The 22,704-nt window shown below is 59.9% G+C and carries 28 protein-coding genes; 10 read left to right on the forward strand and 18 right to left on the reverse strand.

All coding sequences use genetic code 11. The features are described 5' to 3' along the window. The first annotated feature begins 19 nt into the window (after positions 1-19). A complete protein-coding gene (locus tag AC27VU_RS25820) occupies positions 20-670 on the forward strand; it encodes an HAD family hydrolase (RefSeq protein ID WP_226500679.1) in 651 nt (216 codons plus the stop codon). A 100-nt stretch (positions 671-770) separates the two neighbouring features. Here the strand turns inward: AC27VU_RS25820 and AC27VU_RS25825 are convergent, their stop codons facing one another. After that, positions 771-1,847 carry an aminopeptidase gene (locus AC27VU_RS25825; RefSeq protein ID WP_488725200.1) on the reverse strand — a complete coding sequence of 359 codons (1,077 nt, stop codon included), beginning with the start codon at positions 1,845-1,847 and terminating at the stop codon, positions 771-773. A gap of 58 nt (positions 1,848-1,905) precedes the next feature. Between AC27VU_RS25825 and AC27VU_RS25830 the strand changes: the two genes are divergently transcribed. Together AC27VU_RS25830 and AC27VU_RS25835 are read left to right on the forward strand one after the other, a co-directional pair. Next, positions 1,906-2,328 carry a PA0061/PA0062 family lipoprotein gene (locus AC27VU_RS25830; protein WP_473018534.1) on the forward strand — a complete coding sequence of 141 codons (423 nt, stop codon included), beginning with the start codon at positions 1,906-1,908 and terminating at the stop codon, positions 2,326-2,328. 40 nt (positions 2,329-2,368) lie between these two features. Next, the gene (locus AC27VU_RS25835; RefSeq protein WP_488725201.1) at positions 2,369-2,788 is read left to right on the forward strand and encodes a PA0061/PA0062 family lipoprotein; all 420 of its coding nucleotides are present in this window, start codon (positions 2,369-2,371) and stop codon (positions 2,786-2,788) included. A gap of 6 nt (positions 2,789-2,794) precedes the next feature. Here AC27VU_RS25835 and AC27VU_RS25840 read toward each other — a convergent pair whose 3' ends face one another. Further along, positions 2,795-3,034, reverse strand: a complete 240-nt coding sequence (locus AC27VU_RS25840) for a DUF1161 domain-containing protein (protein WP_103483944.1) — start codon at positions 3,032-3,034, stop codon at positions 2,795-2,797. A gap of 213 nt (positions 3,035-3,247) precedes the next feature. After that, positions 3,248-3,679, reverse strand: a complete 432-nt coding sequence (locus tag AC27VU_RS25845) for an OsmC family protein (protein WP_007962818.1) — start codon at positions 3,677-3,679, stop codon at positions 3,248-3,250. 240 nt (positions 3,680-3,919) lie between these two features. Between AC27VU_RS25845 and AC27VU_RS25850 the strand changes: the two genes are divergently transcribed. After that, complete coding sequence (locus tag AC27VU_RS25850) at positions 3,920-4,921, forward strand: LLM class flavin-dependent oxidoreductase (protein ID WP_103483943.1); 1,002 nt, start codon at positions 3,920-3,922, stop codon at positions 4,919-4,921. A gap of 171 nt (positions 4,922-5,092) precedes the next feature. On the opposite strand, the gene AC27VU_RS25855 is transcribed toward AC27VU_RS25850, so the two are convergent. Both AC27VU_RS25855 and AC27VU_RS25860 read right to left on the reverse strand, forming a co-directional pair. Further along, the gene (locus tag AC27VU_RS25855; protein ID WP_003220387.1) at positions 5,093-5,323 is read right to left on the reverse strand and encodes a DUF1161 domain-containing protein; all 231 of its coding nucleotides are present in this window, start codon (positions 5,321-5,323) and stop codon (positions 5,093-5,095) included. 124 nt (positions 5,324-5,447) lie between these two features. Next, a complete protein-coding gene (locus AC27VU_RS25860) occupies positions 5,448-5,663 on the reverse strand; it encodes a dodecin (protein ID WP_003220389.1) in 216 nt (71 codons plus the stop codon). A 157-nt stretch (positions 5,664-5,820) separates the two neighbouring features. On the opposite strand from AC27VU_RS25860, the gene AC27VU_RS25865 reads away from it, so the two are divergent. Further along, positions 5,821-6,147 (forward strand): ElaB/YgaM/YqjD family protein, encoded by a 327-nt coding sequence (locus tag AC27VU_RS25865; protein WP_003220391.1) that lies wholly within the window; start codon positions 5,821-5,823, stop codon positions 6,145-6,147. On the opposite strand, the gene AC27VU_RS25870 is transcribed toward AC27VU_RS25865, so the two are convergent. Next, positions 6,120-7,037 carry a LysR family transcriptional regulator gene (locus tag AC27VU_RS25870; RefSeq protein ID WP_488725202.1) on the reverse strand — a complete coding sequence of 306 codons (918 nt, stop codon included), beginning with the start codon at positions 7,035-7,037 and terminating at the stop codon, positions 6,120-6,122. The two genes, AC27VU_RS25865 and AC27VU_RS25870, sit on opposite strands and share 28 nt — an antisense overlap. Before the next feature lie 114 nt (positions 7,038-7,151). Here AC27VU_RS25870 and trpB point away from each other — a divergent pair, with 114 nt between their 5' ends. The 3 genes from trpB to AC27VU_RS25885 all read left to right on the forward strand — a co-directional run bounded on the left by trpB (position 7,152) and on the right by AC27VU_RS25885 (position 9,758). Next, positions 7,152-8,384 carry a tryptophan synthase subunit beta gene (trpB, locus tag AC27VU_RS25875; RefSeq protein WP_103483941.1) on the forward strand — a complete coding sequence of 411 codons (1,233 nt, stop codon included), beginning with the start codon at positions 7,152-7,154 and terminating at the stop codon, positions 8,382-8,384. Then, positions 8,384-9,196: a tryptophan synthase subunit alpha gene (trpA, locus tag AC27VU_RS25880; protein ID WP_338800467.1), complete on the forward strand. Its 813-nt coding sequence runs from the start codon at positions 8,384-8,386 to the stop codon at positions 9,194-9,196. Before trpB ends, trpA begins: the two co-directional genes overlap by 1 nt. Positions 9,197-9,317: 121 nt before the next feature. Beyond that, positions 9,318-9,758 carry an anti-virulence regulator CigR family protein gene (locus tag AC27VU_RS25885; protein WP_003220396.1) on the forward strand — a complete coding sequence of 147 codons (441 nt, stop codon included), beginning with the start codon at positions 9,318-9,320 and terminating at the stop codon, positions 9,756-9,758. Positions 9,759-9,804: 46 nt separating this feature from the next. Here the strand turns inward: AC27VU_RS25885 and AC27VU_RS25890 are convergent, their stop codons facing one another. From AC27VU_RS25890 to AC27VU_RS25940, 11 genes are all read right to left on the reverse strand, one after another. Then, positions 9,805-11,766 (reverse strand): DUF7844 domain-containing protein, encoded by a 1,962-nt coding sequence (locus AC27VU_RS25890; RefSeq protein ID WP_488725203.1) that lies wholly within the window; start codon positions 11,764-11,766, stop codon positions 9,805-9,807. After that, positions 11,763-12,083: a DUF2388 domain-containing protein gene (locus AC27VU_RS25895; RefSeq protein WP_003220401.1), complete on the reverse strand. Its 321-nt coding sequence runs from the start codon at positions 12,081-12,083 to the stop codon at positions 11,763-11,765. The genes AC27VU_RS25890 and AC27VU_RS25895 overlap by 4 nt, the downstream gene beginning before the upstream one ends. Positions 12,084-12,126: 43 nt before the next feature. Next, a complete protein-coding gene (locus tag AC27VU_RS25900; RefSeq protein WP_003220403.1) occupies positions 12,127-12,432 on the reverse strand; it encodes a DUF2388 domain-containing protein in 306 nt (101 codons plus the stop codon). Positions 12,433-12,540: 108 nt separating this feature from the next. Then, positions 12,541-12,858 carry a DUF2388 domain-containing protein gene (locus tag AC27VU_RS25905; protein WP_003220405.1) on the reverse strand — a complete coding sequence of 106 codons (318 nt, stop codon included), beginning with the start codon at positions 12,856-12,858 and terminating at the stop codon, positions 12,541-12,543. A gap of 134 nt (positions 12,859-12,992) precedes the next feature. After that, on the reverse strand, positions 12,993-13,202 hold the full coding sequence (locus tag AC27VU_RS25910) for a DUF1127 domain-containing protein (RefSeq protein WP_103483936.1): 210 nt from the start codon (positions 13,200-13,202) through the stop codon (positions 12,993-12,995). A gap of 255 nt (positions 13,203-13,457) precedes the next feature. Further along, positions 13,458-13,673, reverse strand: coding sequence for a DUF1127 domain-containing protein (locus AC27VU_RS25915; RefSeq protein ID WP_003220409.1), 216 nt, complete (start codon positions 13,671-13,673; stop codon positions 13,458-13,460). A gap of 321 nt (positions 13,674-13,994) precedes the next feature. Further along, positions 13,995-15,488 (reverse strand): succinyl-CoA:acetate CoA-transferase ScpC, encoded by a 1,494-nt coding sequence (gene scpC / locus AC27VU_RS25920; RefSeq protein WP_003220411.1) that lies wholly within the window; start codon positions 15,486-15,488, stop codon positions 13,995-13,997. Positions 15,489-15,702: 214 nt separating this feature from the next. Beyond that, positions 15,703-17,136, reverse strand: a complete 1,434-nt coding sequence (locus AC27VU_RS25925; protein ID WP_007962843.1) for an NAD(P)(+) transhydrogenase (Re/Si-specific) subunit beta — start codon at positions 17,134-17,136, stop codon at positions 15,703-15,705. After that, entirely contained in the window at positions 17,136-17,456 is a 321-nt protein-coding gene (locus tag AC27VU_RS25930; protein WP_003220416.1) for an NAD(P) transhydrogenase subunit alpha part 2, read from the reverse strand. Before AC27VU_RS25930 ends, AC27VU_RS25925 begins: the two co-directional genes overlap by 1 nt. A gap of 15 nt (positions 17,457-17,471) precedes the next feature. Then, positions 17,472-18,593 carry a Re/Si-specific NAD(P)(+) transhydrogenase subunit alpha gene (locus tag AC27VU_RS25935; RefSeq protein WP_488725204.1) on the reverse strand — a complete coding sequence of 374 codons (1,122 nt, stop codon included), beginning with the start codon at positions 18,591-18,593 and terminating at the stop codon, positions 17,472-17,474. A 434-nt stretch (positions 18,594-19,027) separates the two neighbouring features. After that, complete coding sequence (locus AC27VU_RS25940; RefSeq protein ID WP_488725205.1) at positions 19,028-19,927, reverse strand: LysR family transcriptional regulator; 900 nt, start codon at positions 19,925-19,927, stop codon at positions 19,028-19,030. 157 nt (positions 19,928-20,084) lie between these two features. On the opposite strand from AC27VU_RS25940, the gene AC27VU_RS25945 reads away from it, so the two are divergent. Both AC27VU_RS25945 and AC27VU_RS25950 read left to right on the forward strand, forming a co-directional pair. Further along, positions 20,085-21,266, forward strand: coding sequence for an acyl-CoA dehydrogenase (locus AC27VU_RS25945; protein ID WP_488725206.1), 1,182 nt, complete (start codon positions 20,085-20,087; stop codon positions 21,264-21,266). A gap of 13 nt (positions 21,267-21,279) precedes the next feature. Then, on the forward strand, positions 21,280-22,500 hold the full coding sequence (locus tag AC27VU_RS25950; protein ID WP_003220421.1) for a CaiB/BaiF CoA transferase family protein: 1,221 nt from the start codon (positions 21,280-21,282) through the stop codon (positions 22,498-22,500). Here AC27VU_RS25950 and AC27VU_RS25955 read toward each other — a convergent pair. Then, positions 22,478-22,704 (reverse strand): hypothetical protein (locus tag AC27VU_RS25955; protein WP_488725207.1); only part of this gene is annotated, 227 nt, incomplete at its 5' end. The two genes, AC27VU_RS25950 and AC27VU_RS25955, sit on opposite strands and share 23 nt — an antisense overlap.

Here is a 22,704-nt window from a genome sequence, read left to right on the forward strand (position 1 = left end):
CACCTGCTCAGGATTTCTCATGCATTACCAGACCGTACTGTTCGACCTCGATGGCACCCTGACCGACCCGCGTGAAGGCATCACCCGTTCCATCCAGTTTGCCTTAAGCAAACTCGGCATTGACGAGCCGGACCTGACCAGGCTCGAACACTTCATCGGCCCGCCGCTGTTGCAGGCGTTCATGCAGTTCTATGGCTTCGACGAGGCCAAGGCCTGGCAAGCGGTGAATTTTTACCGCGAGCGCTTCAAGGTCACCGGCCTGTATGAAAACCGTGTGTTCGAGGGTGTCACGCCGCTGCTGGAAACCCTGAGCGGGCAAGGGCGACAGCTGTATATCGCGACCTCCAAACCTTGGGAGTTCGCCCGGGAAATCGCCCGGCACTTCGACTTCGCTAAACACTTCAAGGTGATCTACGGCAGTGAGCTGGATGGCACGCGAACCAACAAGGTCGAGCTGATTGCGCACCTGATCGCCGAAGAAGGGCTGGATCCGGCCAATACGCTGATGATCGGTGACCGCAAGCATGACCTGATCGGTGCGCGCAGCAACGGCGTGGATGCGGCGGCGGTGGGGTATGGGTTTGGCAGTTTTGAAGAGTTGAGTGCCGAGGCACCGGCTTATCACTTTGAAACACTGGCGGAGTTGCACCAGGCGTTTTTGCGGCGCTGATCAGTCAGTCTTCGCGAGCAAGCCCGCTCCCACAGAGTGAATGCATTTCAACTGTGGGAGCGGGCTTGCTCGCGAAGGGGCCGGTTCAGCCAATGCGCAATCAGGATTCGGCCAGCGCTCTAAGTGCCGCCTTACGCTCAGCCACCGGCAGCTCACCCAGCCTCTCGACCTCAGCATAAAACCGCAGCCAATCCCCCCCGACCTGCCTGAACAACGCCGCAAACGCCGGCACCCACTGGTCATACAGCCCGAACGGCAACAACCGCGCATTATTCAACGGCGCATTGACCCAAGTGTCATAACGCTTGTCGCCGCCCCACTGGCTGTCGCGCATCACCCGGTAATTCTGGCGAAACCGCTCGAACTCCGCCGCTTTGCGCGCGCGCATCTGTTCGGCTGGCAGCGGCTGCGTATAGAGCTTCTCCAGACGTGAACGGGTCTCGAGCACCAGTACGGTGAACTGGTCGCGCTGGGTGATCAACGAGCTGTTCTCCGGCGGCAAGCCGCGAAACGCGCGCCACTGGCGGGTGCCTTCCTGTTCGACGAAGGTGGCGTAAGACTCGTTGAACTCGGTGTCGTCTTTCACGTAGAAGCGCTGATGCGCCAGTTCGTGAAAGATCAGCGTGGCCACGCGTTCGTCGCCCCAGCCCATCATCGAATTGAGAATCGGGTCATTGAACCAGCCGAGCGTCGAGTAGGCCTCGACGCCGCCAATCGACACGTCCATGCCCTGCAGGCGCTGGATCGCCGCCTCGCCACGGGCCGCGCTCTGACTGTAATAGCCGCGGTAGGCCACGCACCCGGCAATCGGGAAGCAATGGCTCTGGGGCGTCAGGGAAAACTCCGGAGTGGCGAACACGTTCCACACCACATAGGGCCGGCCGATGTCGGCGTACAGCCGATAGCTCTGGTTGTCCGGCAGGTGCAAGTGCTCACTGGCGAAGACTCGGGCCTTTTGCGACTGGATCAGGTGCGCGCGCAATGTTGCGTCGCGGCTCGGGTCGGCAATCACCTTCGCCACCGGCTCACGCGCCCGCAGCAACTGCAACTGGCCGCCAGCCAACTGGCTGTAATAGCTGACGCTGGAACAACCGTTGAGCAACAAAAGCATCACACCCGGAAACAAAATCCGAAAAACGCGATCAAGTAACCCATGGCTTGGAAGCGGCCTGCTCAAAATAAAAATCCTTTGGAAAGTCTGCCCGCAAGACTATCCCGCCATTTGGAGCTTCGCTATGCGCATGTTGATGCTGACAGGAGGCCTGCTGACGCTGGCCGGTTGTGCCGGATTCGGAATGCCCGATCCTGACCCCTCGCAAGCCTGGATCGATCTCGATGCCCGGCAACAGGACACCGCGCTGCAAGCGCTGAAAGTCGATGACAAGGTGACCGTCGACAAACGTTATTTTGAGGTTGAGCCCGGCAGCCACCAATTGCAGGTGCGCTATCAATTCCCGGTCGAAGCCACCAACATCGGTCCCGATGCCGAACCGCTGTGGCGCGACTGCCAGTTGAATGTGAAATTCAAGGACTTCAACGCTGGTCAGCGTTATCAGCTGCAAGCTGGCAGCATCGGTTTCCGGCCATGGGCCAGGCTCTATGACGAGCAACACAATGTGGTCGGCCAGGGCACACCGGCAGGCTGTCAGCGCACTTGATCGGAGCTATGCTTAAGGTCTGAATCCTGAGACATCCATCATGCGCAAGTTGATGCTGTTGCTCGGGTTTGGCGTCATCGCCGGCTGCCAGACCCCATTGCCACCGGTCGACCCACAAATGGCCTGGGTCGATTTCTCGACGCCGTCCCCGGGCGGCAAATTGCTCATGGCCGAGCGCCTGGACAATCAACGCCTGAGCGACGGGCGTTTCTTCCAGGTCACCCCCGGCAGCCATGAGCTGCGGGTGCGTTACGACTTCGAAGTGTTTGGTGGCGGCGGCAGTCTGATGACCGGTCCTGTCGAGCGACTGTGCTATCTGTACATCCGCTACGACCATTTCGAGGCCGGGCAGCGTTACATGCTGGAGGGCCGTTCACTCGGCTTCACACCAAGCGCACGGTTGTACAACGCCAAGCGTGAGATCGTTGCCGAGGATCACGACATGGACTGCCTCAGCTGAGATGAGTCAGTTGCTGTTTTTCTGATAGATGACTGCTTTTCTGCCGTAATCGCATTTGCCAACGACCATCGCCGCGTCGTGTTTGTCGGCCTCTTCCTTGCTGACGATTTCCAGTGTGTAGGAGGGCACGGCATTCGCCTGGATCTTGATTTCGATTTCTTTCTTGAGTTCTTCGCAGTCTTTGGGTGCGGCGAGAACCGAGGTGGCCAGTGCACTGCAGAGGATCGCCAAGCCAATACGTTTCATTTTGAAGCTCCCTGGGGCAGCGCGCACGGGCGTGCGCTGAACCTGCTGTCACTTATTCGACCATATTTTTGCAGCGCGGGTTCTGACTTCGCTCACATCTTCAGAGACTGTGTTGCTATTCCGATCGCCTTCGCGAGCGAGCCCTCTCCCACATTGGAATGCATTTCAAAGGTGGGAGCGGGCTTGCTCGCGAATAGGTCAGTCAGCGCTGACTCAGCTGACCAGCGATGCCTCAAGGGTAATCTTCGCATTCAACACCTTGGACACCGGGCACCCTTCCTTGGCCTTGTTGCTCAGCTCTTCAAACTGCGCCTGAGTAGCGCCCGGGATTTTCGCCTTGAGGATCAACTTGATCGCGGTGATGGCAAAGCCACCTTCGACCTGATCCAAGGTGACTTCAGCCTGGGTGTCGATGCTCTCGGCCTTCAGGCCCGCATCACCGAGAATCATCGAGAACGCCATGGAAAAACAGCCGGCATGCGCCGCGCCGATCAGTTCTTCCGGGTTGGTGCCCTTGCCGCCTTCGAAGCGGGCCTTGAAGCCGTACGGCGCTTCTCTGAGCACGCCAGTCTCGGTAGAGATCGAGCCGATGCCGGTTTTCAGATCGCCTGCCCAATGCGCGGATGCTTTCTTCACGATAGCCATGTCTGCCTCCTCAAGATCTGGCGCGGAACGCCGCGCCGTCGTGGTTTTTGCTTGCAAGGCTTCTGAGGATAGACGCCGGGACAAAGTTCAGCCCGAGTGAATCGTTGACTTTTTTAGTAGGATTTTTCCCTCAGCTATTGAAACTCGGGTATATGCCCTCATTGCACAGAACACGCTTATGAATTCGGCAGGTTTTCGTTCGCAAGAAAAAACCTGCAGACCACTCGGAGACGCAGGTTTATGAAGCAACTGTCCGATGTAAAGTTTTCCACCCTCGATCTGGTGCCCGTGCGCGAGAACGGCAGCCCGGCGCAATCGCTGCGCAATTCGCTGGATCTGGCGCAGCATGTCGAGAAATTCGGCTATACGCGCTTCTGGGTCGCCGAACACCACAACATGGACGGCATCGCCAGCTCCGCCACCTCGGTGCTGCTGGGTTATCTGGCCGGCGGCACCTCGACTATTCGTGTCGGCTCCGGCGGGGTGATGCTGCCCAACCACGCGCCGCTGGTGATCGCCGAGCAGTTCGGCACCCTCGAAAGCCTGTATCCGGGACGCATCGATCTGGGTCTGGGCCGCGCGCCGGGCTCCGACCAGATGACTGCCCGCGCCCTGCGCCGCGAACGCTCCGGCAGTGCCGATGATTTCCCGGAAGACGTCGCCGAACTGGCGCGCTTCCTCGGCCCGCGCACTCCGGATCAACGGGTGATCGCCATGCCCGGCACCGGCACCAACGTGCCGATCTGGTTGCTCGGTTCCAGCCTGTTCAGCGCGCAACTGGCCGGTGAGCGCGGTTTGCCCTACGCCTTCGCCTCGCACTTCGCCCCGCGTTTCATGCACGAGGCGATTCGCGTCTATCGCAACCACTTCAAGCCGTCGGCGGTACTCGACAAGCCTTATGTGATGCTCGGTGTGCCGCTGGTGGCGGCCGATACCGATGAGCAGGCCGACTACCTGGCGACCTCGGTGTACCAGCGCATTCTCGCGTTGATGCGCGGGCAAAGTCTGGTGCAGCGCCCGCCGGTGAAGAGCATGGATGGCCTGTGGCTGCCCCATGAGCGTGAAGCGGTGGGCGATTTCCTTGGTCTGGCGATGGTCGGCAGCCCGCAGAAAATCCGCGCGAAGCTGGAGGTGCTGGTCGAGCAGACGCAGGCTGATGAGCTGATTTTCACCTGCGATCTGTATGAGCATGCCGATCGCCTCCATTCCTACGAACTGCTGGCTCAAGTCATGAAGGGTTGACTCTGGAATACCGCCCTTGTGGGAGCGGGCTTGCTCGCGAAGACGGAGTGTCAGACACCTTGGATGTCGGCTGACATAACGCTCTCGCGAGCAAGCCCGCTCCCACATTGGGAATGTGTTGTACACAAAAAAGCCGACGCATTTGCGTCGGCTTTTGCATTTTCAGTGAGATCAATGGCGTTTGTAGACGATTTCTTTTTTGCCACCGTCGCAGCTTCCTACGGTTTTGCCGTCAGCGCCCTTATTACTTCCCTTGTCGACAATCTGCAGCGCGTAACCATGTACGCCTTTGGCTTCCAGCTTGTCCTTGATTTCCTTCTCCAACTGATCACACGACTTGCCAGCAGCAAACGCGCCACCCGCAAGGCTCAACAAACCTACTGCCAATATGAACTTCTTCATCGGTCGCACTCCCTGGTCGGATTAAAAGAGGCGGGCACCGGCGGTGCCGATGCGCTCACCTTGTAGCGCTTTGCCATTCCTATGGCACTCGGCCAGCGCGCAAGTTCAGAAGCGTAGCCCAAACTCAGCTGCTGGCAATGCGGAAGCCGACTTTGAGTGTTACCTGGAAATGCGCAGCCTTGCCGTCCTTGATGTGGCCACGGGTATCGACCACTTCAAACCATTCCAGATGCTTGATGCTCTTGTTGGCTTCGGCCAGCGCGTTGTTGATGGCGTCTTCGATGCTGCTGGTGGACGAGCCGACCAGCTCGACTTTCTTGTACGTGTGATGGTCACTCATGGCGATCTCCTGGATGTGTGGATTTGAGACTAGCAGTGAATCTGCACTGATGATTTCGGCGGCTCGATGCAAGTGAAGTTCAGATTTTCTGCACTTTCTCAAACCGCTGAAGTCCCAAACAACACACGCCACTCATCACCAATGCAGGAGAGCCACCATGGCCAACACCTCTTTACGTAAAGCCTCGTTGCAAAGCATGGAAGCCGAGATCGAGAGTCTGCTCAAATCGTTGGAAAGCCTGAAAGACGACGCTTCGGACGAGTCGCGCAAGACCCTCAAGGCGCTCAAGAGCAACGCTGAAAGCGCGCTGAAACATTCGCGCAGCCTGCTCAGCGATGCTTACGAAGAAGTAAAAGTGAAAACCCGCGAGACCGGCATCGCCACCCGCGATTACGCTCAGGAACATCCTTGGACCACCGCCGGTGTGGCAGTCGGTGCAATCGGTCTGCTGGCCGCTTACTTGCTGTTCAAGCGCGGCGAGTGATCCGACTGGCGCAGCTCATTCTTGAGCCACTGCGCCAGTTGCCGGGCGCGTCCGTCTGCGGCGCGCTTGGGTAGCCACAACGCCAGTTGCGCCGGGGTTTCGCAAAAGCCCCACGGCGCAACCAGGCGACCGGCCTTCAAGTCCTCAGCCACCAGCGGCTCTGGCGCGATTGCCACGCCGAGTCCGGCCACTGCGGCCTCCAGCAGATAATACAAATGCTCAAAACCTTGCCCTAACTTCAACGCCTTGGCGTTGAGGTGATTTTGCTGTGCCCAGCTCGGCCAGGCTTGCGGGCGCGATGTGGTGTGCAGCAGCGGTTCGCTGAGCAAGGCTGATGCCGGCGCGGTTTGCAGGCGCTGATAACCGCTGAACAACGGGCTCATCACCGGCCCGATGCGTTCCGCCGCCAACTCGTACACCTGCATGTCGGCCGGCCATGGCGGCTCGGCGAACAGCAGCAAGGCATCGAGTCCGGGGCGCCGCGGGTCGAGATCGCCTTCACCGGCCGACAGATGCAGACGCAAGTCCGGCAAGTCCGCGTTGAGTCGTCCCAGGCGTGGAATAAACCAGCGCGCCAACAGACTGCCGGAGCAGCCGAGTACGAACGGCGCATCAGCGGTGCTCTGCGTCAGCTCGGCGCAGACGCTGCGCAAGCGATCAAAGGCCTCACCGCTGGCGTCCCGCAGACGCACTCCGGCATCTGTGAGTTTCAAGCCGCGACCATCCTTGACGAACAGGCTCACGCCCAGATGCTCTTCGAGCACCTTGAGCTGACGGCTAACCGCGCCGTGGGTGACGTGCAGCTGTTCGGCCGCCTGACTGACGCTGTTCAGTCGGGCGGTGGCTTCGAACGCGCGCAAGGCGTTCAGCGGGGGAAGGTCGTGGCTCATGGTATCTGTGAGTTTTCCTGACAGGTTGCGGCGATCTTATCGGTTTTCAGCCTGGAAGGTCAGGGGTAGAGTGGACGCCATTGTCTTCTCACCCGAATTCACCTGGAGCACATCATGACCCAGACTTCGAACACCTCCAACCTGCGTAGCGGCCCGGACGATAACGGCCTGTTTGGCGCGTTCGGCGGCCGCTACGTGGCGGAAACCCTGATGCCGTTGATCCTCGATCTGGCCCGTGAATACGAAACGGCCAAGGAAGATCCGGCGTTCAAAGAAGAACTGGCCTATTTCCAGCGTGACTACGTCGGACGTCCGAGCCCGCTGTACTTCGCCGAGCGTCTGACCGAGTTCTGCGGCGGCGCGAAGATCTACCTCAAGCGCGAAGAGCTGAACCACACCGGCGCGCACAAGATCAACAACTGCATTGGCCAGATCCTGCTGGCGCGGCGCATGGGCAAGAAACGCATCATCGCCGAGACCGGCGCTGGCATGCACGGCGTGGCGACGGCCACTGTGGCCGCGCGTTTCGGTCTGGACTGCGTGATCTACATGGGCACCACTGACATCGAGCGTCAGCAGGCCAACGTGTTCCGCATGAAGCTGCTGGGCGCCGAAGTGATCCCGGTAGTGGCCGGCACCGGCACCCTGAAAGACGCGATGAACGAAGCGCTGCGTGACTGGGTGACCAACGTCGACAGCACCTTCTACCTGATTGGCACCGTGGCCGGCCCGCACCCGTATCCAGCCATGGTGCGCGACTTCCAGGCGGTGATCGGCAAGGAAACCCGCGAGCAGCTGCAAGCTCAGGAAGGTCGTCTGCCGGACAGCCTGGTGGCGTGCATCGGCGGCGGTTCCAACGCCATGGGCCTGTTCCACCCGTTCCTTGACGACCAGAGCGTCGAAATCATCGGCGTCGAAGCGGCCGGTTACGGCATCGAAACCGGCAAGCACGCGGCCAGCCTCAACGGCGGCGTACCGGGTGTGCTGCACGGCAACCGCACGTTCCTGCTGCAAGACGACGATGGCCAGATCATCGACGCCCACTCGATTTCCGCCGGCCTCGACTACCCGGGCATCGGCCCCGAGCACGCCTGGTTGCATGATATCGGCCGCGTCCAGTACACCTCGGTGACCGACGACGAAGCCCTCGCCGCGTTCCACCAGTGCTGCCGCCTCGAAGGCATCATCCCGGCGCTGGAAAGCGCGCACGCGTTGGCTGAAGTATTCAAACGCGCGCCAAAACTGCCGAAGGATCACTTGATGGTGGTCAACCTGTCCGGCCGTGGCGACAAAGACATGCAGACCGTCATGCATCACATGGAACAGTCGAAGCAGGAGAAACACTGATGAGCCGCCTGCAAACCCGTTTTGCCGATCTCAAAGAACAGAATCGCGCCGCGCTGGTGACCTTCGTCACCGCCGGTGATCCGGACTACGACACCTCGCTGGCGATCCTCAAAGGTTTGCCGGGCGCTGGCGCCGACGTGATCGAGCTGGGCATGCCGTTCACTGACCCGATGGCCGACGGCCCGGCGATTCAACTGGCGAACATCCGTGCATTGGGCGCCAAGCAGAATCTGGCGAAAACCCTGCAAATGGTTCGCGAGTTTCGCGAAGGCAACAGCGACACGCCGCTGGTGCTGATGGGCTACTTCAACCCGATCCACATGTATGGCGTTGAACGTTTCATCGCTGACGCCAAGGAAGCGGGCGTCGACGGTCTGATCGTGGTCGACATGCCGCCGGAGCACAACAATGAACTGTGCGATCCGGCGCAGGCTGCGGGCCTGGACTTCATCCGCCTGACCACCCCGACCACCGACGATGCGCGTCTGCCGAAGGTGCTCAACGGCAGTTCCGGGTTTGTTTACTACGTGTCGGTGGCCGGTGTGACCGGTGCCGGTGCGGCAACCCTGGAACACGTCGAGGAAGCGGTGACTCGTCTGCGTCGACACACTGACCTGCCGATCAGCATCGGTTTCGGTATCCGGACTCCGGAGCAGGCGGCGTCCATCGCTCGTTTGGCCGACGGTGTGGTGGTGGGTTCGGCACTGATCGATCATATCGCCAATGCGACCACGCCGGCCCAGGCAGTCGATGGTGTGCTGGGTCTGTGCAAGGCGCTGTCCGAAGGCGTGCGTCAGGCCCGCGTCAGCTGAAAGTAAAGTTCCTGATACAGAGGAATTAGCGTCTCGCTGCGCAACCTAATGAGCAAGACCGAGGGATTCAGAACCACGTTCTGAATCCCTTTTTGCTGTTGGTGCAGTGAGGAAAGACCCGATGAAAATGCCGAAACGTCTGATTGCCGGACTGGGTGTGCTGATGATCAGCGCGACCCCGCTGCTGGCCAGCGCCGATCCACGCGATGATCATGACCACGGCGGCCCGCAACCGGGCCATTACGAGAACCACGGTGACGATCACCGTGGCCCGCAAAACGACCACCGTGGCGGTCCGCCGCGCGATTTTGGTCCAGTGCGCCAGACCATTCGCGACAACCACGGCTACTTCGTGCGCGGTGCACCGCCACCGCCGGGCATTCGTCTGGAGCGTGGCCGGCCGTTGCCGCACGGTTACTACGGCGAGCGGCTGGACGGGCGGGCGCTGAGCCGTCTGCCGGTGTATCCGGGTTATGAGTGGCGCCGCGCCGGCGGTGACATTGTGCTGATTGCGGTAGGTACCGGGATCGTCTACGAAATTCTGGACGGTGTTTTGAACTGATCGACAGACCCTAAAAAGATCGCAGCCCTACGGCTGCGATTTTTTTTCAGGGCAGCTCAAGTCCGCCGGATGCCTTGTGCAATTTGCGCAAATGCTCGCCAACCTGCTTCACGTTGGCCTCGCAAGCCGCAATTTCCGCAGCGCGCTTGGGCTCCAGCAGTGCTCGTACTTCTTTGTCCAGGTCGCCGCTCAGCGCCAGCAGTTGTTTCTGGCGCTGGCTGCTTTCAGCTTCCAGACGACCGAATTCGCTTGGCTGCGGCAAGCCGTAGCCATGGGAGTCGAGCAACTCCGCCGGACGGCTGAGGAAGCCGCTGTTGGCAAGAATCTCCTGCAGGGTCGCGTTGGCTTTGTCCATGCCACCGTTTTCCAGCTCCCGAGCGCCAAGGTAGCGCTGCTTGACCTCATCCTGGGCCAGCAATAACTGGCGACGGTAGCTCGCCTGTTCCAGCAGCAACAACGCGGCACTGGTGCGCAGGTCTGCACGCTCGAACCACTGACGGCGTTCTTCGGCGGAAAGTGAGAGCCACTCTTCGACACTGGTCTGTTTGATCGGTAACTGCTTCTTCAACACATCGAACATCGCCTGATAGCGATCACGGAACGAGTCGAATCGGTAGCCCAGCCGCAAGGCCTCTTTCGGATCGTCCAGCACGCTGGTGTCGGCCAGGCCACGGCCTTTGAGCACTTCGAGCAAACCGTTGGGCATGATGCTGTCCAGACCGACGAGTTGCTTGTTGTTGCTGCCGCTGCGCAGCAGTTTCAGGCTTTCCACGGCGCAGTTGTTGGACAGGAAGAAGTAGTTGCCGTCGTAGCTCCAATGCATCTCGGCGGCGTGTTCGACCACCTCTTCAATCTCGGTACGCGACAGGTTCAGCGGCACCGAAGCGAGGCTGCGCATTTCGGTCTTGGTGTACTCGTCGATCACTTGCGCCAGTGGCAGTACGAACAGCCGTGATGGGTACTTGCCGACCAGTCCGTCCCAGCTCGACAGCTGCACATCACCGACGAAAGCGCGGTAGGACAGCACCAGATGTTGATCCAGATCGAGCCGGCAATCCGGACCCCGTGGTCGGCCGGGTGCACAGATCACCAGGCGCAACATGCTGTGGCCCCAGCGGCTGACCCAGTTCTGGTTGGCCTCCGCCAGCAGGTAGTCGACGGCGTAAACCCGTTCCGGATCGACCTGGCCCAGCGGCTGTTTGGCAAAGTCGTTACCGGCGTTGAGAAACGCAAAGGTCTTGCTGCAGGTGTCCTTGGCGGGCGGGGTCCAGCCAAAGCGTTCCTGGTAGTAGCGATAGAGCGCCGGACGCCGACAGGCGTAGCTCGGGTCGAGGAGGAAATACTCCATGTTGACCGCGACGAACTCCTTGGGGCTGGAGATCTCGTAAAGGTCCGGGCTGCGGGCGATCTGCCGGTTGTGCTGTTCGCGCTCGCCACGGCGCCCGACGTATTGCTGCCAGCCGGCGAGGTCGAGCAGGCGTGGGTCATCGCTGAGGGTGAAGCGGCGACCGTTCTGGCCGCGGCATTCATCGGGAATGCCGATCAGGCCCGCGCTGTTGCTGCGCCGAGTGCAGCGCTGGATCAGCGTGCGTTCGGCGGCGGGCCACAGGCGGGCGCGGTCATAAATGTGGGTGAGTTCGTGCAGCACGGTTGCCAGCAGTTCCTGGCGCACGGTGCCGTGGGGGCGGTTGGTTTTCTTTTTGGCCGCGCTACCGTCGGTGAGGCCGGCGAGCAGTTTGCGGTTCAGATCGAGTTCGGAGACCAGCGCCGCTTCGCCATAGGCGTTGTCGGGCATTTCGTCGGTCCAGCCGACATCGATGCGCCGGTCCAGTTGCTCGATGAAGCGCGGCGGCAATTTCTGCATCGCTTCATCGAGCAGCGCCTGGCTGGCCTGTTGTTCGGCAGGGCTCAGGCCGTCGGTCTTGAGCCGCAATTGCAGGCTGGCGTGGGCGCTGTTGCCCAAGAGCAACAACGCGCTGGCCAGCAGCCAGGCGCTGAGTGACTTCACAGGGCGAGAATGGCTTCGGCCAATACCTGGTCGCTAGCGTCGCGGGCTTCCGGCACGCGGCTGCGCAAGGTATTGAAGGCCGCTTCGAGGTTGGCGCCACGAATGTCGCCATTGCTGGCGACGAAGCTGGCGGCATCGTCGTGGGCTTCACGGATGATTTTCGAGTCGCGAATCGAGGTGGTGGTGTCTGAGGTGAAATCAACGGTGCGCTGGGAGGCGCGAACGATGATGTTACTGGTGGCTACCAGGGTGTGCGCCTGGGCCACATCGGCCAACAACAACAGGCCAAGGGCGGCAGCAATCAGCGGGCTACGCATGGAACGACTCCGGAGGGGCAATGTTAACGAGGGATCAGGATAGCTATTGGACGAGAATTGCCTGCGCCAGTTCAAGGTCGCCAGCATGAAGTTTTGGTCGGCTCTTGCGTAGGTAATGCAGTGCGGATTCGAGCTGCGCGCCTCGCAATTCACCGTCACTGGCAACAAACGCAGCCGCATCATCGTGAGCAGCGATGATCAGTTTACGGTCGAACGGTGCGGAAGACACCATGCCGGTCGCCCAAAGGCTGACCACGGTGTTTTGCGTGGAGACATCAAAGGCATCGACCGACGTCGCCCAGCAGGCGCTGATCAGGACAGAAGGGAAAAGCAGTTTGAGTAAACGCATGGGGCTCGATAGCTGTTAACGAGCCCCAAGGCTAGCGCAAACGCCCGGGCCAGAGCCAGCGGCGAAACATCGGGACACGTCTTGCGTGTCCCTTCAAGCAATGCAGGATCAGATCGCCAGGATGGCTTGCGCCAGTTGAGCGTCAGTCGCGTTCAATTGCGGTGCCTGGTGGCGAATAAGGTCCAGAGCGCTTTCCAATTTCACGCCGCGGATCTGGCCTTCGCTGGCGACGAAGCTGGCAGCGTCGTCCCGAGCGGCGATTACAACCTTGTTGTCGCGCAGGGACGAGGTGGCATCGGAGGTGGCGTCGGAAGAGGACTTCAATGCGCCAACCACTGCGTCGGTGGTCACGATGAAGCTGGATGCGCTGGCATTGGCAGCCACGGCCAGCAAGGCGGCAGCGCTGAGCAGGCGAAGACGGGACATGGTGGATCTCCTGAAAGTAAACCGTATAGAGAGGTGGCTTGTGTCTGATGAGTCAGACGCGGGTTACAGAAGATTCGCCACGTTCTGGCGGCGATATTAGGCCTGCGCGCCGGGTTCGCACAGTGGGCAAAATGCTAGCGCCAGAAGGGTTTCTCCAGTTCATTCAGTCGATCGGCGTGGCTTAAGCCCAGATCCGCCAGATCGCGGTTATCCAGTTGAGCCAGCAAGCGCCGCGTCCTGGCGCGCTCCAGCCCTTGCCACAGGCTTCGAAAAAGGCGCCGCAGCGGGTGTGAGTGAATGAGAGGTTGAGCCGAAATTTCCGAAACATCCTGTAAGTCTTTCATGGCGTTTCCCTTAAGCCGAGATGGGTTAAGGACATGCTGCGCCCGATGCAGTTTGGTCGGCAGATACACCAATGGAAAATTGTACTGGTTCAGATATTGATTGCTAGAAACTGTACTTGTACTTCCAAAACCAAGCTGTACGGGCGTTTTCGAACCCTGAAACGACAAGACCCGTCGCGGTTTCCCGCGACGGGTCTTGTTTGTTCGATTCGGGTTGCTGGCGGTGGGTCTAACGACCAGAGCCAGCGACGCTACTTAGCGCCAGAACGGCTTGCTCAGCTCTTCGTAGCGTTGTGCTTCGCTGATACCGGCGTCAGCCAGCAGACGCGAATCCAGACGAGCCAGTTGGTGGCGGCTGGAGATGCGGCGCTGCCACAACATCAGGTTGGCGATAACGCGCAGAGGCAGGGAAGCCTGGGTTTTTGCAGCTTTGTCTTCGAAGAACAGTTCGGAACTGAGTGTACGTTCCATGGTTGACATCCTTCCGCTTGTGGCGGGATCAGGTAGTGGTTTGACTGGTGCCCATGATCCTCTCGTTTGCCTAGTCTCTCTAGATACAGTTCAACTGTATTGTGAGTGACCAGTTAACTGTTTATAGGGGGTGTACGGGTCAAAATTGAGCAAACTGTACCTGTCTGCACTTAACTGGTGCATTTTTGCTCGATTCGGGGGAGTTGGTAGGAAAAAGCTGTAGGAAAACACCGGTACAGTAGTACAGTTTTTTCCAGAAGAGGCTGATGAAAAAACCGCCGAAACAAACTGTGTTTGCATCGGCGGATTTGACTGTATGAATTACACCGCCAGCATGTGCCCGGTTTCTTCCAGGTTTATGTGCCAGCTCAAGGCGTCACGCAGAATGTGCGGGGTGTGGCCACCGATGGCGCACGCTGCAGTGAAGTAGTCGTTCAGCGCCTGGCGATAGTCCGGGTGCACACAGTTGTCGATGATCACTCGGGCGCGTTCGCGTGGGGCCAGGCCGCGCAGGTCAGCCAGACCGACTTCGGTCACCAGAATGTCGACGTCATGCTCCGTGTGGTCAACGTGGCTGACCATCGGCACCACGCTGGAAATCGCGCCGCCCTTGGCGATCGATTTGGTCACGAACACCGCCAGGTGCGCGTTGCGCGCAAAGTCCCCCGAACCGCCGATACCGTTCATCATCCGCGTGCCGCAGACGTGGGTGGAGTTGACGTTGCCGTAGATGTCGAACTCCAGCGCGGTGTTGATGCCGATGATACCCAGGCGGCGCACCACTTCCGGGTGGTTGGAGATCTCCTGCGGACGCAGCACCAGTTTGTCCTTGTACTTCTCCAGGTTGCCGAACACGTCGCTGTTGCGCCGCTCCGACAATGTGATCGAGCTGCCCGACGCAAAGCTTAGCTTGCCGGCGTCGATCAGGTCGAAGGTCGAGTCCTGCAGCACTTCGGAGTACATGGTCAGGTCTTCGAACGGCGAGTCGATCAGGCCGCACATCACCGCGTTGGCGATGTTGCCGATCCCGGCCTGCAACGGGCCGAGCTTGTTGGTCATGCGCCCGGCGTCGACTTCCTGCTTGAAGAAGGTGATCAGGTGCTCGGCGATGGCGTTGGTGTCGACATCCGGTGTCGACACCGTGGACGGCGAGTCCGCCTGTTGGGTGATGACGATGGCGACAATTTTCTCCGGCGGGATCGGGATCGCGGTGCTGCCGATGCGATCGTCGACTTTCACCAGCGGAATCGGCGTGCGCGTCGGGCGATAGGTGGGGATATAGATGTCATGCAGGCCTTCGAGGTTGGCGTTGTGCGCCAGGTTGATCTCGACAATCACCTGCTTGGCGAAAATCGCGAAGCTCGCCGAGTTGCCCACCGAGGTGGTCGGCACGATGTGGCCTTGCTCGGTGATGGCCACGGCTTCGATCACCGCGATGTCCGGCAGCTTCAATTGCTGGTTGCGCAGTTGCTCGACGGTTTCCGACAGGTGCTGGTCGATGAACATCACTTCACCGGCGTTGATCGCCTTGCGCAAGGTACTGTCGACCTGGAACGGCATGCGGCGCGACAGTACGCCAGCCTCGGTCAGTTGCTTGTCGAGGTCGTTGCCCAGGCTGGCGCCGGTCATCAGGCTGATCTTCAGCGGCGTGACCTTGGCTCGCTCGGCCAGTGCGTGAGGGACGGCTTTGGCTTCGCCAGCGCGGGTGAAGCCGCTCATGCCGACGGTCATGCCGTCTTCAATCAGCGCGGCGGCGTCGGCGGCGCTCATCACTTTATCCAACAACGAAGGCAGGCGAATACGGTCACGGTACATGGATTATTTTCTCGGGAAGCGAGTAGCAGGATGCGCAGTCTAGTGAATTTCGCGGGCGCCTGTCCCGCTACCAAGGTCGCAAACGAGGCGTCTATTTAGCGGGTTTCAAGTAAAACACCGTTACTGGATCTGCAACAACGTGGCAAATTGTCCGACGTTTTGCGCAAACAAAAACGCCCCGACAAGTCGGGGCGTTGGGTGCCGCCACGGAGGATTACTCGACCGCTTTGACCATGTCTTCGATGACTTTCTTCGCGTCGCCGAAGACCATCATGGTCTTGTCCAGGTAGAACAGTTCGTTGTCCAGACCGGCATAGCCGCTGGCCATCGAGCGCTTGTTGACGATGATGGTCTTGGCCTTGAACGCTTCGAGAATCGGCATGCCGGCAATCGGCGATTTCGGATCGTTCTTGGCAGCCGGGTTGACCACGTCGTTGGCACCGAGCACCAGCACCACGTCGGCCTGGCCGAACTCGGAGTTGATGTCTTCCATCTCGAACACCTGATCGTAAGGCACTTCGGCCTCGGCGAGCAGGACGTTCATGTGCCCCGGCATACGGCCGGCCACCGGGTGGATTGCATACTTCACGGTCACGCCGCGATGGGTCAGCTTCTCGGTCAGCTCTTTCAAGGCATGCTGCGCGCGGGCCACCGCCAGGCCGTAACCCGGGACGATGATCACGGTGTCGGCGTTGGTCAGCAGGAACGTTGCGTCGTCGGCCGAACCGGACTTCACCGGACGGGCTTCTTTCGCACCGGCCGGGCCAGCGTCAGCCGTGTTGCCGAAACCGCCGAGCAGTACATTAAAGAAAGAACGGTTCATCGCCTTGCACATGATGTACGAGAGGATCGCGCCGCTCGAACCCACCAGCGAACCGGCAATGATCAGCATCGAGTTGTTCAGCGAGAAGCCAATGCCCGCTGCCGCCCAGCCCGAATAGCTGTTGAGCATCGACACCACCACCGGCATGTCGGCGCCGCCGATCGGGATGATGATCAGCACGCCCATCACGAACGCCAGGGCCAGCATCAGCGCGAACGCTGCGAGGTTGCCGGTGAGCATGAAGGTCACGCCGAGCACCAGTGTCGCCAGACCGAGTACCGCGTTCAGCTTGTGCTGACCGGCAAACTGTACCGGCGCACCTTGGAACAGGCGGAACTTGTACTTGCCCGAGAGCTTGCCGAAAGCGATCACCGAACCGGAGAAGGTGATTGCACCAATCGCCGCGCCGAGGAACAGCTCCAGGCGGTTGCCCGCCGGAATCGAGTCGCCCAGTTGCTTGACGATGCCCAGCGATTGCGGCTCGACAACGGCGGCAATGGCGATGAACACCGCCGCCAGACCAATCATGCTGTGCATGAACGCGACCAGTTCCGGCATCTTGGTCATTTCAACGCGCTTGGCCATGATCGAACCGGCAGTGCCGCCGATCAGCAGGCCGACGATCACGTAACCGATGCCGGCAGTCGCCAGTTCAGCACCGAGCTTATAGATGAGGCCGATGGTGGTGAGGATGGCCAGGGCCATGCCGAGCATGCCAAACAGATTGCCGCGCCGCGAGGTGGTCGGGTGCGACAGGCCTTTGAGGGCCTGGATGAAACAGATCGACGCGATCAGGTAGAGCGTCGTGACGAGATTCATGCTCATTACTTCGGCGCCTCTTCTTTTGCTTTCGGGGCTTTCTTCTTGAACATCTCAAGCATGCGGCGGGTGACCAGGAAGCCACCGAACACATTGACCGCAGCCAGCGCTACGGCGAGGGTGCCCATGGTCTTGCCCAGCGGCGTGACGGTGAGCGCGGCGGCCAGCATGGCGCCGACGATCACGATCGCCGAAATGGCGTTGGTCACTGCCATCAGCGGCGTGTGCAGCGCAGGTGTAACGTTCCAGACCACGTGGTAACCGACATAAATCGCCAGCACGAAGATGATCAGGTTGTAGATACCGGGGGAGATAAGCTCTTCCATCGTCTGAATCCCTGCTTAGGCGTTTTTGCGGATGACTTGGCCGTCGCGGCACATCAGGCACGCGGCGACGATGTCGTCTTCGAGGTTGACGTCGAACTGGCCTTCTTTGGTGAACACCAGCTTGAGGAAGTCCAGCAGATTGCGTGCGTACAGCGCCGAGGCGTCTGCAGCGACTTCACCCGCCAGGTTGGTCGGGCCGACGATGGTCACGCCGTTCTCCACCACGACCTGATCAGCCACGGTCAGCGGGCAGTTGCCGCCCTGAGCTGCTGCGAGGTCGATGACCACCGAGCCTGGCTTCATCTGCGCCACGGTTTCCGCGCTCAGCAATACGGGTGCCTTGCGGCCCGGGATCAGTGCGGTGGTGATGACGATGTCGGCCTGCTTGGCGCGTTCGTGCACAGCCTGGGCCTGACGTTGCATCCAGCTCGCCGGCATCGGGCGGGCGTAACCGCCGACACCGACCGCGCATTCACGTTCTTCGTCAGTCTCGTAAGGCACATCGACGAACTTCGCACCGAGGGATTCGATCTGTTCCTTCACTGCCGGACGCACGTCAGACGCTTCGATCACCGCACCCAGACGTTTCGCCGTGGCAATCGCCTGCAACCCGGCCACGCCCGCGCCGAGAATCAGCACGCGCGCCGCTTTCACGGTGCCCGCAGCGGTCATCAGCATCGGCATGAAGCGCGGATAGTAGTGCGCGGCCAGCAACACAGCCTTGTAGCCGGCAATGTTCGCCTGCGACGACAACACATCGAGACTCTGCGCCCGAGAGGTACGCGGCGCCGCCTCCAGGGCGAACGCAGTAATCCCGCACTCGGCCATTTTGGCGATGGTGTCGTTATTGAAGGGGTTGAGCATGCCCACCAGCACCGTGCCGCGCTTGATCAGCGCCAGTTCGGTGTCGCTGGGGGCGACCACTTTGAGAATCAGCTCGGCAGCGAACGCATCGTTGGCACTGCCAATGGTTGCGCCCGCCGCTTCATAGGCACTGTCGACAACGCTGGCTTTGACGCCGGCGCCGGTTTGCACAGTGACCTTATGACCTTGGCTGATCAGCTTTTTAATGGTTTCCGGGGTTGCAGCAACCCGTGTTTCACCGGTCTGGGTTTCGAGAGGAACACCAATGTGCACGTCAAATCTCCTGCGTGATCTTATTGAGTAAACCCAGGCACTGCGGATGGTGCGACTGGGGCGGCCGATCAGCACGATCCCGCCAAATCAGGGCGGGGCGCGGCATTTTGCAGGCGAACTTTATGCCCTTCAAGGGATTATGACGGGTGACGGAAAATTAACTACAAGTCATCCCGTGACCGAATGTCGCAGATGGCCAGCTGAATCCCTTGCAGGCCGTGCCTTGTAAGGATTCTGGCTGAATTTGAAAAAATTTCTCATCGGCGGCGTGAATAGGCCGTAATGAGTCGTGAATAGAGGCTCAAAGCCACGTCCGCAGGCGCTTGTGGGACGTCTGTACGACTTTCGGACACAGTCTGCGATTTTGCGACAAATACTTATATCTGTAGGGCTTTGATTTTCCTGACTACCGGGTTAGTAATCGCTGTAAGGCCTTATCCTTCTAGGTTGTAGCTGTTTGCCTGGTTGACCAGCCAATCGCGAAAAGCCTTGAGTGATGCCGATTCGACCTTTCGCTCCGGAATCATCAGGTAATACGCCTTGATGCTGGAGAGCGCACTCGGGTTGGCGATCACCAAGCGTTTCTCGGCCAGTTCGCGCTGAATCAGGAACGGTGGAATCAGCGCGATGCCCATGTCGTGCATGGCCGCTTGGGCCAGCATGGAGAATAGCTCGTAGCGCGGGCCTGTCATGTCGCGTGGGATGTTCAGGTTCAGGGAGTTGAACCACTGCCGCCAGGCGTAGGGACGGGTGGTTTGCTGCAACAGAGGCAGCTCGGCAATCTCGTTGGGTGTCAGATGTTTCTTGCTGCCGAGGAGAGCGGGGCTGCACACCGGCATCGGATTTTCGCCCATCAGCCTGTGGGATTCGGTACCCGGCCAATCGGCGTCGCCAAAATAGATCGCCGCATCGAAATCAGTGTCGGCAAACAGGAACGGGCGGGTGCGGTTGGTCAGGTTGACCGTTACTTCCGGGTGTTTGAGCTGGAAGTCCTTCAGCCGTGGCAGCAGCCATTGCGTGCCGAAGGTGGGCACCACCGCCAGTTCGATCACATTTGTGCCCTGCTGGCCCATCACCGAAAGCGTGTCGCGCTCGACGGCGTCGAGTTGCGTGGCCACCCGACGACTGTAGGAAAGGCCTGCTTCCGTCAGCTTCACTCCGCGTCGCGAGCGTCGGAACAGTTCCACACTGAGGAACTCCTCAAGGCTGGCGATCTGTCGGCAAATGGCGCCCTGGGTGAGTGAAAGTTCTTCGGCAGCCTTGGTAAAGCTCTCGTGCCGGGCGGCGGCTTCGAAACTGATCAGGGCCGTGGTACTGGGAATCTTCCTGCGCATGTACTGCAACCTCACTAATGCGCCGCATAAAAGGCATTCAGCGACGTTTCGGAGTGAGAAATTAGCACAACAGGATGCGAAATCCTCGTTTGCCGCGCTGGCGAACCGGGCCTAGGATCAATGCCACGTTAATTCACCGATTTGCGAGGACGCACTCATGGGCGGTAAAGCTAGCTTCAACTGGATCGATCCCCTGCTGCTGGATCAACAGCTCACCGAAGAGGAGCGCATGATCCGCGATAGCGCCGCCCAATTCGCTCAGCAAAGCCTGGCGCCCCGCGTGTTAGAAGCTTTCCGCCATGAGAAAACCGACCCGGCAATCTTCCGCGAAATGGGCGAAGTCGGCCTGTTGGGGGCGACCATTCCTGAGCAGTACGGTGGTAGCGGCTTGAACTACGTCAGCTACGGTCTGATCGCCCGTGAAGTAGAGCGCGTCGACTCCGGCTACCGTTCGATGATGAGTGTGCAGTCCTCGCTGGTGATGGTGCCGATCAACGAATTCGGTACAGAAGCACAGAAACAGAAATACCTGCCGAAACTGGCGTCTGGCGAATGGATCGGCTGCTTCGGTCTGACTGAGCCAAACCACGGTTCCGACCCGGGCGCGATGATCACCCGTGCGCGCAAGGTCGACGGCGGCTACAGCCTGACCGGCGCCAAGATGTGGATCACCAACAGCCCGATCGCCGATGTGTTCGTGGTCTGGGCCAAGGACGATGCCGGCGACATCCGTGGCTTCGTACTGGAGAAAGGCTGGAAGGGCCTGAGCGCTCCGGCGATTCACGGCAAGGTCGGTCTGCGCGCATCGATCACCGGCGAAATCGTCATGGACAACGTATTTGTGCCGGAAGAGAACATCTTCCCGGACGTGCGCGGTCTGAAAGGCCCGTTCACCTGCCTCAATTCCGCACGCTATGGTATTTCCTGGGGTGCCTTGGGCGCTGCCGAGTTCTGCTGGCACACCGCTCGCCAATACACCCTCGATCGTCAGCAGTTCGGGCGTCCACTGGCTGCCACTCAACTGATCCAGAAGAAGCTGGCCGATATGCAGACCGAGATCACTCTGGCCCTGCAAGGCTGTCTGCGTCTGGGGCGCATGAAGGACGAAGGAACCGCAGCGGTCGAGATCACCTCGATCATGAAGCGCAACTCCTGTGGCAAGTCGCTGGATATCGCCCGCATGGCCCGTGACATGTTGGGCGGCAACGGCATCTCCGATGAGTTCGGCGTGGCCCGTCACCTGGTCAACCTGGAAGTGGTGAATACCTATGAGGGTACCCACGACGTTCACGCGCTGATCCTCGGTCGCGCGCAAACCGGTCTGCAGGCGTTCTATTAACAGGAGAGCGACCATGGGCGCGCTGTCGCATCTGCGGGTACTGGATTTATCGCGTGTGCTGGCCGGGCCGTGGGCCGGGCAGATTCTCGCCGACCTTGGCGCCGAGGTAATCAAGGTCGAGCGCCCGGGCAATGGCGATGACACGCGTGCCTGGGGGCCGCCCTTCCTTAAAGACGCTTATGGGGAGAACACCAGCGAGGCTGCCTATTACCTGTCGGCCAACCGCAACAAGCAATCGGTGACAATCGACTTCACTCGGCCTGAAGGGCAGAACCTGGTACGGGAGCTGGCGGCGAAGTCGGACATTCTGATCGAGAACTTCAAGGTCGGTGGGCTGGCTGCCTATGGGCTGGACTATGAGTCGCTGAAGGCGATCAATCCGGATCTGATCTATTGCTCGATCACTGGCTTCGGTCAAACCGGGCCGTATGCCAAGCGTGCGGGTTATGACTTCATGATTCAGGGGCTGGGCGGGCTGATGAGCCTGACCGGTCGCCCTGAAGGTGATGAAGGCGCCGGGCCGGTGAAGGTGGGAGTGGCGCTGACGGACATTCTTACGGGGCTGTATTCGACCGTGGCGATACTGGCGGCGCTGGCGCATCGTGATCACGACGGTGGCGGGCAACACATCGATATGGCTTTGCTGGATGTACAGGTCGCATGCCTGGCGAACCAGGCAATGAACTACCTGACTACCGGCAATGCGCCAAAACGTCTGGGTAATGCACACCCGAACATCGTGCCTTATCAGGACTTCCCGACGGCCGACGGTGATTTCATTCTTACCGTTGGCAATGACGGCCAGTTCCGCAAGTTTGCCGAGGTGGCGGGCCAGCCGCAGTGGGCGGACGATCCGCGATTCGCGACTAACAAGCTGCGGGTGGCTAACCGTGCGGTGTTGATTCCGCTGATCCGTCAGGCGACGGTGTTCAAGACCACCGCCGAATGGGTGGCTCAGTTGGAGCAAGCGGGTGTGCCGTGTGGTCCGATCAATGATCTGTCCCAAGTGTTTGAGGATCCGCAGGTGAAGGCGCGTGGGCTGGCTATAGAACTCCCGCATGCGCTGGCGGGGATGGTTCCGCAGGTGGCGAGTCCGATCCGGTTGTCGCAGACGCCTGTCGAGTACCGTCGCGCGCCTCCGTTGTTGGGCGAGCATACGCTGGAGGTTTTGCAGCGGGTGCTGGGTCTGGGTGCAGGTACAGTGGATGCGCTCAGGGCGGATGGAGTGCTTTGAGCGTTCCTTCTATATAGAAGGAGTGGTTTTCCTTCTTATATATAGAGGGGTTTGTATGTTTTTTAACCGATCCGTAAGTTGTTGAAAGAAAACTGAAATTAACGGTTGACGGCAGATTCTGGAGGTCTATAATTCGCCCCACTTCCGGCGCAGTCGAAACGGAAAACTCCTTGAGATTCAATGAGTTACGAAGTTTTCGACAGT

The organism is Pseudomonas sp. 14P5.3.2, from assembly GCF_057799175.1.

Coding starts and splice junctions, on each gene's coding strand:
- AC27VU_RS25820 (WP_226500679.1), top strand. CDS start 20: ATGCATTACCAGACCGTACTGTTCGACCTCGATGGCACCCTGACCGAC.
- AC27VU_RS25835 (WP_488725201.1), top strand. CDS start 2,369: ATGCGCAAGTTGATGCTGTTGCTCGGGTTTGGCGTCATCGCCGGCTGC.
- AC27VU_RS25925 (WP_007962843.1), bottom strand. CDS start 17,136: ATGAGCATGAATCTCGTCACGACGCTCTACCTGATCGCGTCGATCTGT.
- AC27VU_RS25865 (WP_003220391.1), top strand. CDS start 5,821: ATGGCCAACACCTCTTTACGTAAAGCCTCGTTGCAAAGCATGGAAGCC.
- AC27VU_RS25845 (WP_007962818.1), bottom strand. CDS start 3,679: ATGGCTATCGTGAAGAAAGCATCCGCGCATTGGGCAGGCGATCTGAAA.
- AC27VU_RS25830 (WP_473018534.1), top strand. CDS start 1,906: ATGCGCATGTTGATGCTGACAGGAGGCCTGCTGACGCTGGCCGGTTGT.
- trpA (WP_338800467.1), top strand. CDS start 8,384: ATGAGCCGCCTGCAAACCCGTTTTGCCGATCTCAAAGAACAGAATCGC.
- AC27VU_RS25855 (WP_003220387.1), bottom strand. CDS start 5,323: ATGAAGAAGTTCATATTGGCAGTAGGTTTGTTGAGCCTTGCGGGTGGC.
- AC27VU_RS25940 (WP_488725205.1), bottom strand. CDS start 19,927: ATGCGCAGGAAGATTCCCAGTACCACGGCCCTGATCAGTTTCGAAGCC.
- AC27VU_RS25900 (WP_003220403.1), bottom strand. CDS start 12,432: ATGCGTTTACTCAAACTGCTTTTCCCTTCTGTCCTGATCAGCGCCTGC.
- trpB (WP_103483941.1), top strand. CDS start 7,152: ATGACCCAGACTTCGAACACCTCCAACCTGCGTAGCGGCCCGGACGAT.
- AC27VU_RS25910 (WP_103483936.1), bottom strand. CDS start 13,202: ATGAAAGACTTACAGGATGTTTCGGAAATTTCGGCTCAACCTCTCATT.
- AC27VU_RS25930 (WP_003220416.1), bottom strand. CDS start 17,456: ATGGAAGAGCTTATCTCCCCCGGTATCTACAACCTGATCATCTTCGTG.
- AC27VU_RS25915 (WP_003220409.1), bottom strand. CDS start 13,673: ATGGAACGTACACTCAGTTCCGAACTGTTCTTCGAAGACAAAGCTGCA.
- AC27VU_RS25840 (WP_103483944.1), bottom strand. CDS start 3,034: ATGAAACGTATTGGCTTGGCGATCCTCTGCAGTGCACTGGCCACCTCG.
- AC27VU_RS25860 (WP_003220389.1), bottom strand. CDS start 5,663: ATGAGTGACCATCACACGTACAAGAAAGTCGAGCTGGTCGGCTCGTCC.
- AC27VU_RS25950 (WP_003220421.1), top strand. CDS start 21,280: ATGGGCGCGCTGTCGCATCTGCGGGTACTGGATTTATCGCGTGTGCTG.
- AC27VU_RS25895 (WP_003220401.1), bottom strand. CDS start 12,083: ATGCGTAGCCCGCTGATTGCTGCCGCCCTTGGCCTGTTGTTGTTGGCC.
- AC27VU_RS25885 (WP_003220396.1), top strand. CDS start 9,318: ATGAAAATGCCGAAACGTCTGATTGCCGGACTGGGTGTGCTGATGATC.
- scpC (WP_003220411.1), bottom strand. CDS start 15,488: ATGTACCGTGACCGTATTCGCCTGCCTTCGTTGTTGGATAAAGTGATG.
- AC27VU_RS25870 (WP_488725202.1), bottom strand. CDS start 7,037: ATGAGCCACGACCTTCCCCCGCTGAACGCCTTGCGCGCGTTCGAAGCC.
- AC27VU_RS25905 (WP_003220405.1), bottom strand. CDS start 12,858: ATGTCCCGTCTTCGCCTGCTCAGCGCTGCCGCCTTGCTGGCCGTGGCT.
- AC27VU_RS25945 (WP_488725206.1), top strand. CDS start 20,085: ATGGGCGGTAAAGCTAGCTTCAACTGGATCGATCCCCTGCTGCTGGAT.
- AC27VU_RS25850 (WP_103483943.1), top strand. CDS start 3,920: ATGAAGCAACTGTCCGATGTAAAGTTTTCCACCCTCGATCTGGTGCCC.